This window comes from Lacihabitans lacunae, from assembly GCF_042649125.1.
Classification (GTDB): domain Bacteria; phylum Bacteroidota; class Bacteroidia; order Cytophagales; family Spirosomataceae; genus Leadbetterella; species Leadbetterella lacunae.
Genome location: NZ_JBHRYQ010000001.1, coordinates 1,588,876 through 1,606,149, shown reverse-complemented (window position 1 = coordinate 1,606,149; position 17,274 = coordinate 1,588,876). Strand labels below are relative to the sequence as shown.

Sequence of the window (17,274 nt, the reverse complement as noted above, 5' to 3'; positions counted from 1 at the left end):
GGAGAATATAGGTTTTTTGTAAGGAAAAGCTAGTATTTAATTTTTCTAACTAAAATAAAGAAAGGAAATGCAACGGTACTCATAATAAAATAAGGAATAATATATTGTGACAAATCTAAAACTAAAAAAACAGCAACAGCCAATAGCTGAAATCCTAAACCGTAAAACGATAGGGCACTCATAAACCAATTCGGAAATCTGTCAGACTTTGAGGCTTTTCTGTCAAGACTATACACAAACCTATCAAATACACCATATAGAAGTGTAAACAAGCCAAATAAGAAATTAACAGTTTTTTGGCTCTCTTGCGGAAATGCCCTTGGAGCCTTCTTTTCAAAAACTTTGCTCGTTTGGTCGCCTCCCTCTGACTTGTTTCTCAAAATCACATAGTAAAAGTTGTAAAGCGTCCCTTGGATTTGGATACAAACAAAAGCCAAAAATGCCACCCAATATGGAGTTAGTGTTATATGGGCAATAACAGCCAAAAGAATAAAGTTTAGGATAATATCAAAAATGCTGTCTAAATACCTACCCGTGTAGCTTGGCGTTTTTTTTACTCGGGCCACTTCCCCGTCTGCAGCATCTAATATAGATTTTAATATTAATAGGGGAGCGGCCAAGTAAAAATATGAATTGTAAATACAATAAATAGCAACAAGACCCACTATTCCGAAAGCAATTGTATATTCAATCGCCGATATTTTGGTGTGTATAAGCTTTCTAACTATAAATTGGGCGGCAGGTCTTCCGTAGTCTGAGAAATCTATAAATCGGTCTTTTTCGGAGAGTTTTGGCATGTAATTGTATTAAAAAGCATCATTTTTGGGTTTCTCAAATATGTTTTTGAGTCGCGATTCTTAACGATGTTGTTAGTAGGAACAATACAAGGTACCACTATTGTTCAAAAAAAATGGAGTTCACTTATTATTAGTCAGATAAAATTAATGTTTTGAACAAGAATAAAGTGATGTACTTTTGTTAGTTCAGAATAAAAGTCGTACTTTTGCGACCCAAATTACTTTTTCAAACACTTAATCTGTTTTGTACAATGCCTAAGCAAAAAACAAATTCAGGAGCGAAAAAAAGGTTCAAATTGACTGGAACTGGAAAAATCAAGCGTAAGCATGCTTTCCACAGTCACATTTTAACCAAAAAATCGACGAAACGTAAGAGAGTTCTTGCATCGTCTACGCTCGTAAGCCCTTCAGATGAAGGTCGTATCAAAACTTTGTTGAATGGTTAATTCAACAATTGGTTCAATTGTTTCACCCGGCTCAAGGCCAAAAAGTTTCTTATTGGTTTAAGAACGCCTAAAGTCAAAAAAACTAAAAAATTATGCCACGTAGTGTCAATCACGTTGCCTCAAGAGCAAGACGTAAAAAAGTTCTGAAGTTAGCCAAAGGCTATTACGGAAGAAGAAAAAATGTATGGACAGTAGCGAAGAATGCTGTCGAAAAAGGTCTAGTATATGCATATATTGGCCGTAAACAAAAGAAAAGAAGTTTCCGCAGCATGTGGATCGTTCGTATCAATGCCGGTGTTAGACCATTTGGTTTATCATACTCGGTATTTATCAACAAATTATCTCAAGCCGGTATCGAACTTAACCGTAAAGTGTTGGCTGATTTAGCAATGAATCACCCTGAGGCTTTCAAAGCCATCGTTGAGAAAGTAAAGTAATTATTTTTTAGATAATTATATCCTTAAAAAGACGCCCTTCGGCGTCTTTTTTTGTTACTTATTATTTTTCTCGCGTCATAATGTTTGAATATCAAAAGATGTTCAGTAATTTTAATTAAATAAACTAAATATAATAAATCATGTTTGAAGACATATTGCAAGGATTAATCAAGCAAGCAGGACAGTCTGCCGTAGTTGAAAATAACGAAGTGCCTAATGAGCAAAACGAAAATGTAATGAGTGAGATTATGAGTGGCCTTATGGGCGGACTTTCTAACCAAGCAAATGCTCAAGGTGGGGTTGGAAGTCTTCTTGGACTATTAGGTAACTCTGCTAATGCTCAACAAAGCAGTAGCCTAATGAGTAATCCAATGGTTGCTTCTATAGCTCAAAACATTATTGGAAACATTATGCAGAAGTTTGGAATGAACAGCAATGTGGCTTCAGGAATAGTAGCTAATATGCTACCTTCAGTTCTTGGAGGATTAATTTCAAAAACAAATGATCCACAAGATAGCTCAATCGATATGGGCGGAATTATGAATGTGCTTTCAGGTGGAAAAACTTCTGGAATTGATTTTGGAAGTATCTTAAGCCAAGGTGCAAACGTAATGGCTGACGGAAAATTAGATATGAATGACCTTATAAACTTAGCTTCTGGTGGTGGAAATCAAAGTAACCAAGGGGCAGGTGGTATGATGGGGAGTCTTTTAGGAGGACTTTTCGGTAAGAAATAACACAATAAATGTTCTAAAAAAGCGTAGATTTGTAGTCTACGCTTTTTTTATGCCATGAATAGACTTTTGTGCTGTATTATTGTTTTTTTTATTTCTAAAATTAGTTTTGGACAATTAATCATTTCGGCTCCACTAAACAATGCTGTATACCAGCGTAGCTCCACCAATACAGCAAATCTAATTATTAGCGGCACCTATTCTTCAAGTGTATTGAGCTCTATCCAAGCCCGACTTATTAATCCAGATAATAGTCAGCCAATTTCGGGGTTTGACTGGAAAACCATTATCAATAATCCGTCTAAAGGGTATTTTTATGGCGTGCTATCTAACGTGCCGGCAGGTTGGTATTTATTAGAAGTCAGGAGTTTGAAGTCTGGATTGGTTATGGAAACTTCCTCAATAAACCGTGTAGGTGTAGGTGATGTTTTTATGATTGCCGGTCAGTCAAATGCACAAGGATATTTTAATAACAATTATATAGGAACTTCAGCCAGTTCGCCCAAAGTGGTGACTCATAACAATGGCATGTACTGCTCTCCCAATGATATTCCCTTTCCTTCTTTAAGTCAAATTACTTCAACCACCAAACCCGGTACAGCCGGTTTAGATTCGTGGTGTTATGGTGCTTTGGGAGACAATATTGTGAACACCACGGGTCTGCCTGTGGCGTTTTTTAACTCGGGTGCGGCGGGATCAAGTTCTGATAACTGGGTGGTAAGTGCTAATGGTGGGGCAACCAATCATCCTTTTAGTGGAGAGCCGTTTTGTAAAGAATACGATTCTGGACAATATCCAAATGGAACATCTGGAATGCCTTATTTGAACTTCAGAAAAGGACTGAATCTATATAATTCTATGTTTGGTGCAAGAGCGGTGCTGTGGCATCAAGGAGAAACTGATAAATATTATGGTGTTTCGCAATCAACATATTCACAAAACCTCCAAACCATTATTTCAAAATCAAGAACGCATTTTAACGATAACCTTCCTTGGGTGATTGCGAGGGTTTCTTACGAAAATGCCTTTCAGCCCTATACTTCTTCTGCCATAACTACGGCACAAACTAATATTCCAAACACGCTGAGTCAGACTTTTCTTGGACCAGATACTGATTTAATTAACAATACGACATATCCAGGCTCAAGAGACGGACAAGATTTACACTTTACGCTAAATGGCGGAGGTTTAACTTTGCTCGCAAATGCTTGGTCCAATCATTTGGATCCTGCTTTTTTTACAAACTCAGTACCAATTCCGGCTTCTGTTTCGCCAACTATTATTGCAACAATTTCTGCTTCAAACCAAGCAGTAATGACCACAGTAGGGTCATATAGCTCATATAAATGGATAAGGACAGATGTTTCGGGAAATTCAAATTTTGGAAACGTTTCAGAAGGAACGACAAACACTTTAACCAAAACATCGGGCACATACAGATGCTGGGTAACTGATGCTAAGGGAAATCAGCAAATCAGTAATCCGATAGATGTGACGAAAGTACTTCAAATGGGGCAGGTCACGGGTACTTGTACCGCACATGGTTATTTATCTGAGCAAAAATATTATCAGGCACTAAATGGTGAAGGTCCTGTAGAGTTTAATAAGACAAACGGAGGCGAGGCTGACGGTGATGGTACTTCTATAGTTTTAAAAGGGATTCCATACGACAAAGGTTTAGGGGTTTCTGGAAATTCCGAAGTTGTTTACAAACTCCCTGCGACTCAGTTTTATAAACTAACTGCTAAACTTGGTATTGGAGACGAGGTTTCCAGCACGTGTAATAACACTGGAGGTGTGGTTTATAAAGTTTACGGAGATGGAAATTTGGTTTACACCAGTCCGACAGTTTTTAGAAATTCAGCCTTGATAAACTTAGATTTGAATATTATTGCCTACAAAGAGCTCAAACTAACAACCGAGGAAGTGGCAACTAATACAACTTGCAATAAAGCCATTTGGGCAGACGCCACTATTTTTTGTGCAAATGGTGATACGACTAAACCGACTTCGCCTGGCAATCTGATTGCACAAGATACCACAATTACATGCTTGAATTTCACCTGGGCAGCTTCCACGGATGACATTGGCGTAGCTGGATATTATATTTATAAAAATAACATAAAGATAGATTCGGTATCGGCCACAACTTTGTCTTATTATCTTAAAGGTTTGGGTATAAATCAGTCCATCCTTTTCGGAGTAGAGGCTTTCGACTTTAAAAATAATAAGTCGATAAGGGCTACTAAAACCATTAACATTCCGGGTAACATTACCGCAGATTATGGAAATGAAGGAGGTTATTTTTGTAGCGGAAGAACTTATCTGCCAAAAAATATGATTCCCAATGGAGGTACTTTTGCCTTTAATGGAACATACGTTGGGGCTACCGTAAATACGACAACGGGTGCTTTTAGTGCGACATTGAACGATGTATATAATTTGCAATATACACTTGGAGCAAACGTGCCAGATTGTATATATGTTGGAGGTTTTGTGTTGGGTACCCTTTCTCCACCATTGAATACGCCTACTATTACTTCAAATAAAACTTTGGTAAATAAAGACTCTTTGGTAGTTTTAAGTTCAAGTACCTGTGATGTCGGAGCAACTTTGTGGTGGAATTTTAGTGCAGCTACCACTGCCACGGTACAAGCCTTTCCTAGCGACACCACAACTTATAAAGCAGCTTGTCGTAAAAGCCAATGTTACAATTATTCGAATGAGATTATCGTAAAAACTATTCCAAATTGTCATGCTGCTTTAAATCTTGTTTCTCCTAAATACAATTTATCAAATACCCCAGGCACACTTTATTTTAATTCTTCAAATACATTAGAGGCACAAAATACACTTTCACCTGCTGCAAAAATAAACTATAATGCTGCCCAATCTATCTTATTAAAGCCAGGTTTCAGTATTGAGCCGGGCGTCATTTTTTCCGCTAAAATCCAAAATTGTCCTAATTGACAGTTAAGGAAATGACAATTTGTCACTAAAAATGCCCCATTTCGGCCTTGGCACTTGAATTGTTCAATAGCTATCAACGAATTATTTTTAATATAAATACTGACAGAATAATATGGGAAAAATTATTGGAATTGACCTAGGAACCACAAACTCATGTGTGGCAGTAATGGAAGGAAATGAGCCAGTTGTAATAGCCAACAGTGAAGGTGCTAGAACAACCCCTTCTATTGTTGCTTTCTTAGAAAATGGAGAAAAGAAAGTAGGGGCACCTGCTAAGAGACAAGCTATCACTAACCCTAAAAACACGATTGCTTCGGTAAAGCGTTTTATGGGTAAAAAATATTCAGAAGTAAGCAGCGAATTAAAAACTATTGCTTACGATGTAGAAAAAGGTACGAATGACACACCAAGGGTAAAAATTGGTGACCGTCAATATACACCCCAAGAAATATCGGCATTCATTCTTCAAAAAATGAAAGCAACTGCTGAAGATTATTTAGGTACAACCATCACAGAAGCGGTTATCACTGTTCCTGCATATTTTAACGATGCTGAGCGTCAAGCAACCAAAGAAGCGGGTTTGATTGCAGGTCTTGATGTGAAAAGAATTATTAACGAACCAACTGCTGCTGCTCTTGCATACGGTTTAGATAAGCAAGGAAAAGATATGACAGTTGTTGTGTTTGACCTTGGTGGTGGTACTTTTGACGTTTCTATCCTTGACTTAGGAGATGGCGTTTTTGAAGTAAAAGCTACTGATGGTGATACGCACCTTGGTGGAGATGACTTTGACCAAGTGATCATTGAGTGGTTAGCAGCTGAGTTTAAAAAAGACGAAGGTGTAGACTTGATGCATGATGCAATGGCTCTTCAAAGATTAAAAGAAGCAGCTGAAAGAGCGAAAATTGAACTTTCGAGTTCAACTCAGGCCGAAATTAACTTGCCATACATATTCCCTGTAGACGGTGTGCCTAAGCACCTTGTTAGAACTTTGACAAAAGCTAAGTTTGAGCAACTTGCAGATTCACTATGGAAAAGAATGATGGAGCCATGTAAGAGAGCGATGAAAAATGCAGGCATTTCAAACAGCCAGATTTCTGAAGTTATCTTGGTTGGTGGTTCTACTCGTATTCCTAAAGTACAAGAAGAGGTGGAAGCATTTTTTGGTAAAAAACCTTCGAAAGGTGTTAACCCTGACGAAGCTGTGGCAATCGGAGCGGCTATTCAAGGTGGTGTATTGACAGGAGAAGTAAAAGATATTTTATTACTTGACGTAATTCCTCTTTCATTGGGTATCGAAACTATGGGAGGCGTATTTACTAAAATGATAGAAGCTAATACTACTATCCCTACAAGTAAAACTGAGGTATTCTCAACCGCTGCTGACAATCAGCCTTCGGTAGAGATGCATGTTCTTCAAGGAGAAAGACCATTGGCTAATGCCAACCGTACTCTAGGTAGATTCCACTTAGATGGAATTCCACCTGCCCCAAGAGGTGTTCCTCAAATCGAAGTTATGTTTGACGTAGATGCTAACGGTATCTTAAATGTAACGGCTAAAGATAAAGGTACAGGTAAAGAGCAAAAAATCAGAATTGAAGCTTCAAGCGGTCTTTCAGATGCTGAAATCCAGAAAATGAGAGATGAAGCAAAAGCAAATGAAGAGTCTGATAAATTAGAAAAAGAAAAAGTTGAGAAAGTGAATGCAGCAGATAGCATGATATTCCAAACTGAAAAACAACTGAAAGATTACGGTGATAAGTTGTCAGATGGTAACAAAACAGCTATTGAAGGTGCATTGGCTGAACTAAGAGCAGCTCATGGTACCAAAGATCTTGCAGCGATTGATGCTTCTTTAGAAAAAATCAATGCAGCATGGCAAGCAGCTAGCCAAGAGATATATAACGCAGACCAAGCAGCTTCAGCAGCAGGCGGAGCAGGTACTGATCAAGGTGCGGCAGCAGATGCTGGTTCTGACGACGGAGTTACTGATGTAAACTTCGAGGAAGTTAAGTAATTTACACTTCATAAATAAATATAGCCCCTTGAGATAATTCTCTTGGGGCTATTTTTTGTTTTGGGCCTTTGCATATGCCAAAACGTCTTCTTTTGTACTTAGCCAGTTTCGGCCTTCTTTGTAGGCGTTTATTTTTCCATTTCGAGCCAAATAACTCACATACTCCATCCCGTAAGGTACTTCTTCTTCTTTTACGATATTTGAGAGGAGTTCATAGTTTTGGTAGGCACTCGGCACCAAGTTTAAGTATATATTTAAAGAGCGTTCGGTGGCTTGGAGCATCATTAAGGCAAGTTTTTGATAATCACCCTTATTTGCATTATTCAATGCCGAATAATACTTTTTACGGTCATTTTTAAGAATAATAGCCGGTGGGAAACCAAATTTTTGTAAAATCAAATTCATCGCTAGTCTGACTGTTCTGCCGTTTCCATCAAAAAAGGGATGAATCCAAACAAATCTATGATGAAAAACTGTGGCTAATATGGTAGGATGTAAGCCGTCTGGATTTGAGTTGACATAAACTATTAATTCATCTAAAAGGTCAGAAACTAGATTTGGATTGGGTGGCGTAAAGTTAGCTCCCATTATCCTGACTGTGCCTGTTCTTATTCTGCCCGAAAAATCATCATCAATGTTTTTGATTACAATTTCATGTAGATTCAAAAGGTCTATCGCTCTTAATTCATATTCTGGAGAAACTAGATTCTGAATATATCCAATAGCTTTATGATGATTTAGCGTTTCAAAATGCTCTCTGAGAGACTTGCCACCAATAGTCATGCCTTCTTCAAGGACCACACGGGTCTCATTTAGCGATAGGGTATTTCCTTCTATGCTATTTGAATTATAGGTCCATTCTATAGCCAACTCCTCTTTCAGTCTTTCTATTGCCATAGTTGGTAAAGGCCTTGCTTTATCTATAGCGGTTTTTTTTTCGGAGATTCTTTCAATAAACTCCGTTACTTCCGCTAAAAAATCTGTTTTTAATTGCCACATGCCTAATTTCTTTTCCACAAAGATATAAAATATCGGATAAATAAAAAATTATCTTATCCGATATTTAGGAGGACAAAAAAAGAGCCTTGTGAAACACAAAGCTCTTAATGTAAGATGTTTAAATCAATCTTTCAATTTTACTAATTGCAAAAACTCTTCTTTTTTGGCTGCGTTTTTAAATACGCCTTCAAAATATGACGTTACCGTTGAGCTACTCTGATCCGCAATTCCTCTAGACGAAACACAGAAGTGGTCTGCATCTACTACTACAGCCACATTTTCAGTTCCCAAGGCTTCTTTCAGTGCATTTCCTATCTGAATAGTTAGTCGCTCTTGCACCTGAGGTCTTCTTGCGTAGAAGTTTACAATTCTGTGCAATTTAGATAAACCAATTACTTTTCCAGAAGAAATATAAGCTACGTGTACTTTTCCAACTATCGGCACAAAATGGTGCTCACAGTTTGAGTAAAAAGTAATATCACGCTCCACCAACATTTCGGAATATTTGTATTCATTTTCAAAAAGAGTCATGGCAGGCATATTCTCAGGTTTTAATCCCGAGAAAAGTTCTTTTACATACATTTTGGCAACCCTTTTAGGAGTACCTTGAAGGCTTTCATCCGTCATGTCAAGCCCAAGTGTATGCATGATTTCTTTGAAATGCTTCTGTATAATTTCTATTTTAGCGTCGTCGTCCAGCTCAAAAGCATCGGCACGAAGTGGTGTCGCTATGTTTGTCAGCACGTGGTCATCGCCTATCTGCTGATCTATGTCTGATTTAAGCTGGGTATTCAACATAATTTCTTTCAGTTTCAAATAATTGTACTTTTAGTTCTAAATGTTCTTCAATGTTTGGACGTAAAATATCATAGATAACTACAACTATATTTTCGGCCGTAGGGTTTAAGTTTTTAAAATAACTTACATCTAAGTTTAGGTTTTTATGGTCAAATACATCTAAAACCTCCTTTTTGATTAAATTACTTAAAACTCCTAAATCATAAACATAGCCTGTACCCGGGTCTATTTCTCCCGTAAGTTTAACTATGAGTTCATAGTTATGCCCGTGATAATTTGGATTATTGCATTTGCCAAATATCATACTGTTTTTTTCATCGCTCCAATCAGGATTGTGTAATCTGTGGGCTGCGTTGAAATGTTCCTTTCTGTAAACAGATACTTTTTTGTTATTCAATTTTAATTAGCTTTTATAGTCTTGTACAAAGTCTGTGTACTACACATCAAAAACTCTTTGGAGATTTCAATAAATACCTAACGAATATACGAAATAGATTGTTCAGAATTAAATAAATATTATATTAGTAAAATAATTTAAAATCTCAATTCCTATTTATGATGAATCGAAGAAATTTTTTGGCCACAGGTTTAGCTACTTCCACCATTCCATTTGTAAAAAAGTTTACCAGTCCAAAAATGGATAAAGTAAGGCTTGCCTTTATTGGAGTAGGTTTACGTGGAAGGAACCACCTCAGTCAAGTAATGTTTAGAGACGACGTAGAAGTAGTTGCACTATGTGATATTGATCCAGACGCCATAAAAAGATCTTTAGATATTATTTCTAAAAATGGAAGAAAATCTCCTGCCATTTACGGAAAATCTGAGAAAGATTATGAAAACATGCTTAAACGAGATGATATTGACGGTGTGGTGGTTTCCACTCCGTGGGAGTGGCATGTACCTATGAGTGTGGCTTCTATGAAAGCAGGAAAGTACACTGCTGTGGAGGTTTCTGCCACAGTTACCCTACAGGAGTCATGGGATCTTGTAAATGCCTCTGAAGAGTCGGGTTCGCACTGTATGATTTTAGAAAATGTATGCTACAGAAGAGACGTAATGTCTGTTTTGAACATGATAAGAAAAGGTATGTTTGGCGAAATGCTTTATGCCCATTGCGGCTATCAGCATGACCTTAGAGAAGTGAAGTTTAATGACGGCAAAAATGCCTACGGTGGGGGAGTAGAATTTGGGGAAAAAGGTTTTTCTGAAGCGAAATGGAGAACCCAACATTCGATAGATAGAAATGGAGATATTTATCCTACCCACGGATTAGGTCCTGTGGCCCATTGGTTAGATATTAACAGAGGGAATAAGTTTAATTACCTCACATCTATGGCAACTAAAGCTCGTGGATTACATAAGCATATTGTCGACAAAGGCGGTGAAGACCACCCGAATGCAAAAGTGAAGTTTAAGCTAGGAGACATTGTAACCACTAGTATTCAATGTGAAAATGGAGAAAATATTGTGATTATTCATGATACTAATTCACCAAGACCATATTCTTTAGGTTTTAGAGCACAAGGCACAGAAGGCATTTGGATGGACGATAATGATTCTATTTACCTTCAAAATGTGAGTCCTAAGGCCCATGTTTTTGAACCATTTCAAAAATATCAAGATGCGTACGATCATCCGGTTTGGGCCAAACATGCTGCTGCTGCTGAAAAAGCCGGACACGGTGGTATCGATTTTTTTGTAATTCGAGCATTTTTAGAAGCTATTAAAAATCAAACAGCTCCACCGATAGACGTGTATGATGCAGCTGCATGGAGTGCTATAAGTCCTTTGTCAGAGCTTTCGATTGCCAGAGGTAGTTCACCAGTTGAGGTTCCTGATTTTACGAGAGGGAAATGGAAAACAAACAAAAGAATTTTTGGTTTGAATGACGATTATTGAACTAATTGAGGCCATTTTTTATTAAGAAATATATAACCATTCTTATTTTTTGAAAACTATATTAATCACAGGAGCATCTTCAGGTGTAGGTTTAGCTACAACCAAAATTTTGGCCGCCAAAGGACACAAAATCATTATGATTTGTAGAAACGTGGAAAAGGCTTTGGATATAGTTGAAAATCTACAAAAAGAGCACCCTGATTATGACTTAGATGTGATTGGAATGGATTTGGAAGATTTACAATCAATAGTTTCTGGTACCAAGTATATCATATCAAAATATGAAGCATTAGATGTGATCATAAACAATGCTGGGGGTATTTTTAGCGAGCGTGAAATTACCATGAATGGCTTCGAGAAAGCATTTCAAGTTAATCACTTGGGGCATTTTTTGTTGACTGTTCGTTTGCTGCCTTTGTTGTTAGAATCTACAGAATCACGTGTTATTAACCTTTCTTCGGAATACCACAGAAGAGGTAAAATAGATATCGATAATTTGAATGGGGAAAAGAAGTTTGGGGGTTGGATGCAATATGGCAATACCAAACTCATGAATATAGTTTTTGCAAAAGCATTAGCCAATAAATATCAGAGTAAAGGCTTAAATGCGTTTTCGGTTCACCCAGGTGTGGTACGAACTGGATTTGGGTCTAACAATACAGGTCTTTTGGGTTTGTTTAATAAAATGCCTTTTCTGATTACACCAGAAAAAGGAGCGGAGACGTCGGTGTTTTTAGCTACCGAAGATATAAAAAACCTAAAAAACGGCGGGTATTACAAAAGTGCCAAATTGGCGAGTGCGGACCTTCAAGCACACGATACAGACAATCAAGAAAAGCTATGGGAAAAGTCTGAAGCGATGCTGAAAGCCAAAGGTTTTCTTTAATTTATTATTCCTTCTATGCTTGATTTTTTTGGCGAGTTAAAAACTAACTTTTGATTTGTATTAACCATATATGAAGCGAGTTTTCCATTTTTACAAATCAAGGTCAAGTCGGTGTCGTTTTCATACAAATAGTTTTTAGTAGAGGTTTTTATAAAAACTTCTTTGATCTCACCATTGGGTAGCTTTTTGATAGTTAGAGATTTTACCAACAAGTCTTCATTGGGTTTCAATGTGTAGGTTACACTTGAGTCGGTTTGGCTGGTTTCGTAACTGCTCACAAACGCATTTTTGTTTATATCTCCTTGTATAAATATATCAAGTTCTTTTTTCCAATCTGCTATTTTTACTTTTTTGCTCTCACTTTCTGAGGCTATTTTCCAGTTTTTTGTAATTTCCGGTTTCTCTTTGTTAAGTACTTCTGCTTGGGCATTTATCCAACCTTCAAGGTCATAATACATCTTAACCGAACTTGTGTTTTCGCCTTCACACGCACTAATGGTTAGGCCCAAAAATAATACAATAAAAAACGATTTGATTTTTTGCATATGCAAAGATAGAAACTCTTTATTTTAATCTGATATAGATTTTATGAAGCAATTGTTTTTTTGGTTAATGAAAAAAAATAGGGACCGAAGTCCCCATTTAACTTTAATAATTTTTGGATGGTCTTGGTATAGGTAATATTTCGCGTTGCCTTCCATCAATAAATCGGAAGCCAGTTCCATCAAAATAGCCGTTTTCTTCCAGCATAATGCGTATGGTCTTTTTCCATTCGGTAATTTCTACTGCAGCGTTAAGCTCTATCGAATAGGCTGTATTTGGTTTTAGTGGGTAATCTCCCGGTCCTTTGGTTGGACCTTGGTTGTCCCACATACCTATGGTTGGTCCTGCTGCATGTCCATGCACACCTATTGGGTGAGTATAAATCGTTCCGTTTATCCCTTCGGTTTTACTTTGTGCCAAAGCATTTTTTAATATTTCATTACCGCTTAAGCCCGCCTTGAAGTTTTCGGTTAAAATCTCCTGTAACCTATTTCCTTGTGTATAAGCTTTTGTCAAAAACTCCGGAATCTCCGTTTCATTTGGCTTTAAAATGTAGCCAATCTGCTGATGGTCTGTATTTAATCGTAAATAACTAATGCCAAAGTCACAATGGATTAAGTCGCCGCCTTTTATGATTTGTTTTTCTGGCTTTTTACTAAAAGCTCTCAAGTGGTCAAAGTTTTCAGGATCAAAGCGTTGGACGTCTACTGTTGGGTGAAACCAAGTCTCAAGTCCCAAGTCTGTCACTTTTTGTCTCAGCCACCAAACCACATCGTCGGTACTGGTAACACCAGGTTGAATCACTTTTTCTGAAAAAGCTTCATCTATTATTTGGTGCGAAATTCGGCCTATTTGCTCGTAAATCTCCATTTCTTTAGGTGTTCTGGTCTCCAACCAGCCTACTGCGAGATTTTCAGCAGAAACTATTTTTTTCTTTTCAGTTTCAGGTAGCATTTGCATCAACTCAGTGTGCTCCGTATAGGTAAGCCCATCTGCGTGACCGTAGTTTTTCGAGAAATCAAGTGCAATTTTCTTCGGATTTTTCTCTTTAATTGTTTTGATCAAGGCCTCCCATTGGTTTGGGTAATTGTTTAGGTCCCAAGTTCCTTTTAGCAAATGCCCCACATCGTACCTCGCTATCGCGAGCCGTTCTACTTCTTTTCCATTATCAAAAAACACAAAAATAGTTCTTCGTCTTGCCGAAAGCCAAACGGCTGGCAGCATGGTTTTCATAACAGGGTCTTCGTTGTATTCTCTTGAGATAATCACCCACATGTCTATTCCTTCTGCTCGCATGAGTTTTGGTAATAGGTTTTGCATGCGGTCTTCCAATATTTCGTCTATAACTTCTGCACGTGTTTGTTCGTTAAGAATGACGGGCATATGCTGGCAAAAAACCTGGGAAGTAAGTGAAAGGATTAGTAAAGTAGAAAATAGAAGGTTTCTCATATAAGTTTAGTTTGTTAGATATACCAAATATAAGTTTCTGTCCTTATAAAAAGCAATTAAATTAAAAATAAGCGACGATTCGTGGATTTAAATAGTCAAAATTGTATTTTGCAGCATATTAATAAAAAACATGTTTAAGCCGCCTTTATACCAGTTTAATGGTCACTTTCAGACCATATACCCAAGTTTATTTCGAAAAATAAATATAGAAACCAGCAGAGAGCGTATCACACTGCCTGATGGTGACTTTCTGTTGTTAGACTGGGTTAATCAAGGTAGCGACAAGTGCGTAATCGTAACCCATGGTCTTGAGGGCGACTCCACAAGGCATTATGTAACCGGGGCTCTTAAAGTTTTTGCTGATCAAGGATACGACGGTTTAGGATGGAACAGCCGAAGCTGCGGAGGAGAAATTAATCTCTTACCAAGGTTTTATCATCACGGAGACGCCTCTGACCTGCTGTATGTTATCCAATACGCCCAACAAAAATTTAACTATAAAGAAATAGTGCTCGTAGGTTTTAGTATGGGAGGGAGCCTAACCATGCGGGTGGTTTCTGAGCATAAAGCAGACTTGCCAAATGCCGTTTCTTCGGCTATTGTGAGTTCGGTTCCCTTAGATTTGCCTTCTTCTGTTGCCGAATTAGATAAGTCTGGAAAGCGATTTTATATGAATCGTTTCATCAAAAAACTTAAACGTAAAATCGAAATAAAAGAACAAATGTTTCCCAACCACCCGATTCTACACTTGAGAGGCTACGACTCTATTAAGAATTTTGAAGACTTTGACAACAGATTTACGGCTCCGCTTCATGGGTATGAAAACGCCACGGATTTTTATTTAAAAGCAAGTGTAAAACCTATTTTGAGTGAAATCGAAGTTCCGTCTTTGATCATTCAAGCTAAAAATGACCCATTTCTCACGCCCGAATGTCTTGACTTAGGCGATGCTAATTCTAATCCAAATGTATCGCTAATGTTAACCGAACAAGGCGGTCATGTGGGTTTTATGCAAAAGGGATTTAAAGAAACATTTTTTGAACAAGAAGCAATAAAATTTGCTTTGAAATCGATTTAATAACATGAAGCAAATATTTTTATCTTTAGTAGGGTTTTTAATTTTAGGCAGTTTTAAAATACAAGCTCAAGGCCTAAAAGGGGCTTGGGAAGCTGTAGACGCTAACCAAACCACATTAATAATTGCTACAGAAAGCTACATTACGGTAAGTAAGTTCGAGGCAAATCAGTTTATGAGTACTTGGGGCGGTAAATACACCCTAGGCGTTACAAATGAGGTTTTTATCGAAGTTGACTTTCATTCTTCAAACCCCGATATCGTGAACTCTTCGCAGTCTTACAATATGGAGATAAAAAAACGCGGTCTTGAGTTTGACGGCTCAAAATTCAAGAAAATAAGTGCTGACGATAATAAACTAACCGGACTTTGGCGAATAACCGCAAGGGCAAACAAAGAAGGGGCAATGGAAGAGATAGTTCCAAGTCCACGCAAAACGTATAAAATAATGGCGGGTGGCTATTTTCAATGGTTCGCTATCAATACTCAAAGTAGGGAGTTTTTTGGCACCGGTGGCGGAACTTATACATTAGAAAAGGGGGTTTACTCAGAGCATATTATTTTCTTCTCAAGAGACAATTCTCGAGTAGGAGCCACCCTCACTTTTGCTGCAAAGGTTGATGATAAAGTTTGGGAACATTCAGGAAAAAGCTCAAAAGGCGACGCAATCAAAGAAATTTGGACAAAACAATAAGCTTATTTCTTAAGCACGTACACGTTTTTTTCAGGACTGGTATATTTGTCCGCCAGTTCTGGAATGTTCTTTAGTATTTTTGGCATTACTCGTTCTTTGTCAAAAATTACCTCGGGCATGTCTTTTTTAAAGTTGGCATATATATTTACCAAACTTAGGTAGTTGTTTGGATTTTTAAAGTCATTTTTCGCCAACTTCCAACTCAAATATCCCGTTGCCATTTTTGCGTTTTTGTAGGCATAAATATGCTCTCCAGTCACAAATATTCGTTTGTTGGCGTATTTGTCTGAAAAAGGCTCTTCTTCAATCCTATTTTTTTCCAAAACCAAAAGCTTAGGCCCAAAACTAGGTTTTGCTCCGAAATACGTAATAAACAAAATCACGACAAAAAACGCGAGCGATAAAACCTCAGGTGCGAAGGTCTTTTTATAATGAACAAAGAAGCCCGCTATAAAAAACGCCAAGAAAGGCACCAGAAACATTAGATTTGCCGGTGCAAAGTTTTGAGATAAAAACAGACTAATAAAACTAAATATTCCGAATATGATAAGGAGCTGGTGAGCTCTGTTTTGGAAGTTATTATAACGCGGCATTCTAAATATACGGATAATACCCAAAATACTTAAAGCTACCGGCAGCGAATATGTAATGATAATGTCTCTAATTCCTAGAAGCGTCAGACTAAAAGCATTTGCGAAGTTAAACAGCCAGATATGCAAAAAGTCGTCTGCAAGGTTATTGAAATAAAAGAATAAATACGTGAAGAATATAGGAAGCAAAAACGCCAATATTACCATGAACATTTGGCGAATGTTAATACCAGTGTATAAGAACAAGACCAATATCGCCCAAAATATAAATACAAAAGAAGGCAAATAAAACAAAGTTGCTATTCCTATGAATAGGCCCGTTTCAAAAACATCGTCGCCCACACCGTCTCTTTTTTCTATTTGGCGAAGTGCCACGTTGAGTGCTATAAGCATAAAAATTTGACTTAATAAAATTGGAGATAATTTTAGAAAATCAAATGAGCAACTCATCAAAATCAAATAAAATAAACCGGGGATGTAGTTTTTTTCGGTAAGTAGATTTCGGCGGTTTACTATAAATACAAAATATAAGGTCTGAATCAATACTAAAATGGCCGCCACCGTTTCATACATAAATTGGTTTTTGCCAAACCAAAGGTCCATCATTCTATAAAAGAATGCAGAAAGCGGGCCTACCTGCGTAAGTACTCCGCTGTAAAGCGACAATCCTTCGTTTAGTTTTTCACCTACCAACATCCATTCTAACTCAGTGGTGAGTAGAGGCAGTGCATTTCCCATGTACGGAAAACGTAATAAAAACAAAATAACCAATAGAGTGATTACTTGAAAAATGGAATTTATTCTAAAAAAAGTAAGCAAGGCGTTTGTTTTATTATGGTATTGAAGTGCAAAAATATGAATTTCGTTTAGGGTTTAACCAAAATAAGTATGGATATTTGTAAAAAATATAGTTTAAGCTCATATTATTACCTTTCAAGCA

16 protein-coding genes are annotated in these 17,274 nt (G+C 37.4%); 9 read left to right on the top strand and 7 right to left on the bottom strand.

The window, feature by feature from the left end; translation table 11 throughout:
• Positions 1-29: 29 nt before the first annotated feature.
• Complete coding sequence (locus tag ACFOOI_RS07000; protein WP_379836490.1) at positions 30-797, bottom strand: CDP-alcohol phosphatidyltransferase family protein; 768 nt, start codon at positions 795-797, stop codon at positions 30-32.
• A 251-nt stretch (positions 798-1,048) separates the two neighbouring features.
• Between ACFOOI_RS07000 and rpmI the strand changes: the two genes are divergently transcribed.
• The 5 genes from rpmI to dnaK all read left to right on the top strand — a co-directional run bounded on the left by rpmI (position 1,049) and on the right by dnaK (position 7,401).
• The gene (gene rpmI, locus ACFOOI_RS06995; RefSeq protein WP_379836488.1) at positions 1,049-1,243 is read left to right on the top strand and encodes a 50S ribosomal protein L35; all 195 of its coding nucleotides are present in this window, start codon (positions 1,049-1,051) and stop codon (positions 1,241-1,243) included.
• 92 nt (positions 1,244-1,335) lie between these two features.
• The gene (gene rplT / locus ACFOOI_RS06990; RefSeq protein ID WP_379836486.1) at positions 1,336-1,680 is read left to right on the top strand and encodes a 50S ribosomal protein L20; all 345 of its coding nucleotides are present in this window, start codon (positions 1,336-1,338) and stop codon (positions 1,678-1,680) included.
• Positions 1,681-1,820: 140 nt separating this feature from the next.
• Positions 1,821-2,417 (top strand): DUF937 domain-containing protein, encoded by a 597-nt coding sequence (locus ACFOOI_RS06985; protein ID WP_379836484.1) that lies wholly within the window; start codon positions 1,821-1,823, stop codon positions 2,415-2,417.
• Positions 2,418-2,471: 54 nt separating this feature from the next.
• Positions 2,472-5,384, top strand: a complete 2,913-nt coding sequence (locus tag ACFOOI_RS06980; RefSeq protein ID WP_379836482.1) for an NPCBM/NEW2 domain-containing protein — start codon at positions 2,472-2,474, stop codon at positions 5,382-5,384.
• 112 nt (positions 5,385-5,496) lie between these two features.
• On the top strand, positions 5,497-7,401 hold the full coding sequence (gene dnaK, locus ACFOOI_RS06975; RefSeq protein ID WP_379836480.1) for a molecular chaperone DnaK: 1,905 nt from the start codon (positions 5,497-5,499) through the stop codon (positions 7,399-7,401).
• A 48-nt stretch (positions 7,402-7,449) separates the two neighbouring features.
• Here dnaK and ACFOOI_RS06970 read toward each other — a convergent pair whose 3' ends face one another.
• The 3 genes from ACFOOI_RS06970 to ACFOOI_RS06960 all read right to left on the bottom strand — a co-directional run bounded on the left by ACFOOI_RS06970 (position 7,450) and on the right by ACFOOI_RS06960 (position 9,595).
• On the bottom strand, positions 7,450-8,418 hold the full coding sequence (locus ACFOOI_RS06970) for a Fic family protein (protein ID WP_379836478.1): 969 nt from the start codon (positions 8,416-8,418) through the stop codon (positions 7,450-7,452).
• A 105-nt stretch (positions 8,419-8,523) separates the two neighbouring features.
• Entirely contained in the window at positions 8,524-9,198 is a 675-nt protein-coding gene (gene folE / locus ACFOOI_RS06965; RefSeq protein WP_379836476.1) for a GTP cyclohydrolase I FolE, read from the bottom strand.
• Positions 9,179-9,595, bottom strand: coding sequence for a 6-pyruvoyl trahydropterin synthase family protein (locus tag ACFOOI_RS06960; RefSeq protein ID WP_379836475.1), 417 nt, complete (start codon positions 9,593-9,595; stop codon positions 9,179-9,181). Before ACFOOI_RS06960 ends, folE begins: the two co-directional genes overlap by 20 nt.
• A 161-nt stretch (positions 9,596-9,756) precedes the next feature.
• Here ACFOOI_RS06960 and ACFOOI_RS06955 point away from each other — a divergent pair, with 161 nt between their 5' ends.
• Complete coding sequence (locus ACFOOI_RS06955) at positions 9,757-11,097, top strand: Gfo/Idh/MocA family protein (RefSeq protein ID WP_379840182.1); 1,341 nt, start codon at positions 9,757-9,759, stop codon at positions 11,095-11,097.
• Positions 11,098-11,146: 49 nt separating this feature from the next.
• Complete coding sequence (locus ACFOOI_RS06950; protein ID WP_379836473.1) at positions 11,147-11,983, top strand: SDR family NAD(P)-dependent oxidoreductase; 837 nt, start codon at positions 11,147-11,149, stop codon at positions 11,981-11,983.
• Here ACFOOI_RS06950 and ACFOOI_RS06945 read toward each other — a convergent pair.
• Positions 11,980-12,528, bottom strand: coding sequence for a hypothetical protein (locus ACFOOI_RS06945; RefSeq protein ID WP_379836471.1), 549 nt, complete (start codon positions 12,526-12,528; stop codon positions 11,980-11,982). The two genes, ACFOOI_RS06950 and ACFOOI_RS06945, sit on opposite strands and share 4 nt — an antisense overlap.
• A 103-nt stretch (positions 12,529-12,631) precedes the next feature.
• A complete protein-coding gene (locus tag ACFOOI_RS06940; protein ID WP_379836469.1) occupies positions 12,632-13,975 on the bottom strand; it encodes a M24 family metallopeptidase in 1,344 nt (447 codons plus the stop codon).
• Positions 13,976-14,105: 130 nt separating this feature from the next.
• On the opposite strand from ACFOOI_RS06940, the gene ACFOOI_RS06935 reads away from it, so the two are divergent.
• Together ACFOOI_RS06935 and ACFOOI_RS06930 are read left to right on the top strand one after the other, a co-directional pair.
• A complete protein-coding gene (locus ACFOOI_RS06935) occupies positions 14,106-15,053 on the top strand; it encodes a YheT family hydrolase (protein ID WP_379836468.1) in 948 nt (315 codons plus the stop codon).
• A 4-nt stretch (positions 15,054-15,057) separates the two neighbouring features.
• Positions 15,058-15,744, top strand: a complete 687-nt coding sequence (locus tag ACFOOI_RS06930; protein WP_379836466.1) for a membrane or secreted protein — start codon at positions 15,058-15,060, stop codon at positions 15,742-15,744.
• Positions 15,745-15,746: 2 nt separating this feature from the next.
• Here ACFOOI_RS06930 and ACFOOI_RS06925 read toward each other — a convergent pair whose 3' ends face one another.
• The gene (locus ACFOOI_RS06925; protein WP_379836464.1) at positions 15,747-17,153 is read right to left on the bottom strand and encodes a hypothetical protein; all 1,407 of its coding nucleotides are present in this window, start codon (positions 17,151-17,153) and stop codon (positions 15,747-15,749) included.
• Positions 17,154-17,274: the final 121 nt, after the last annotated feature.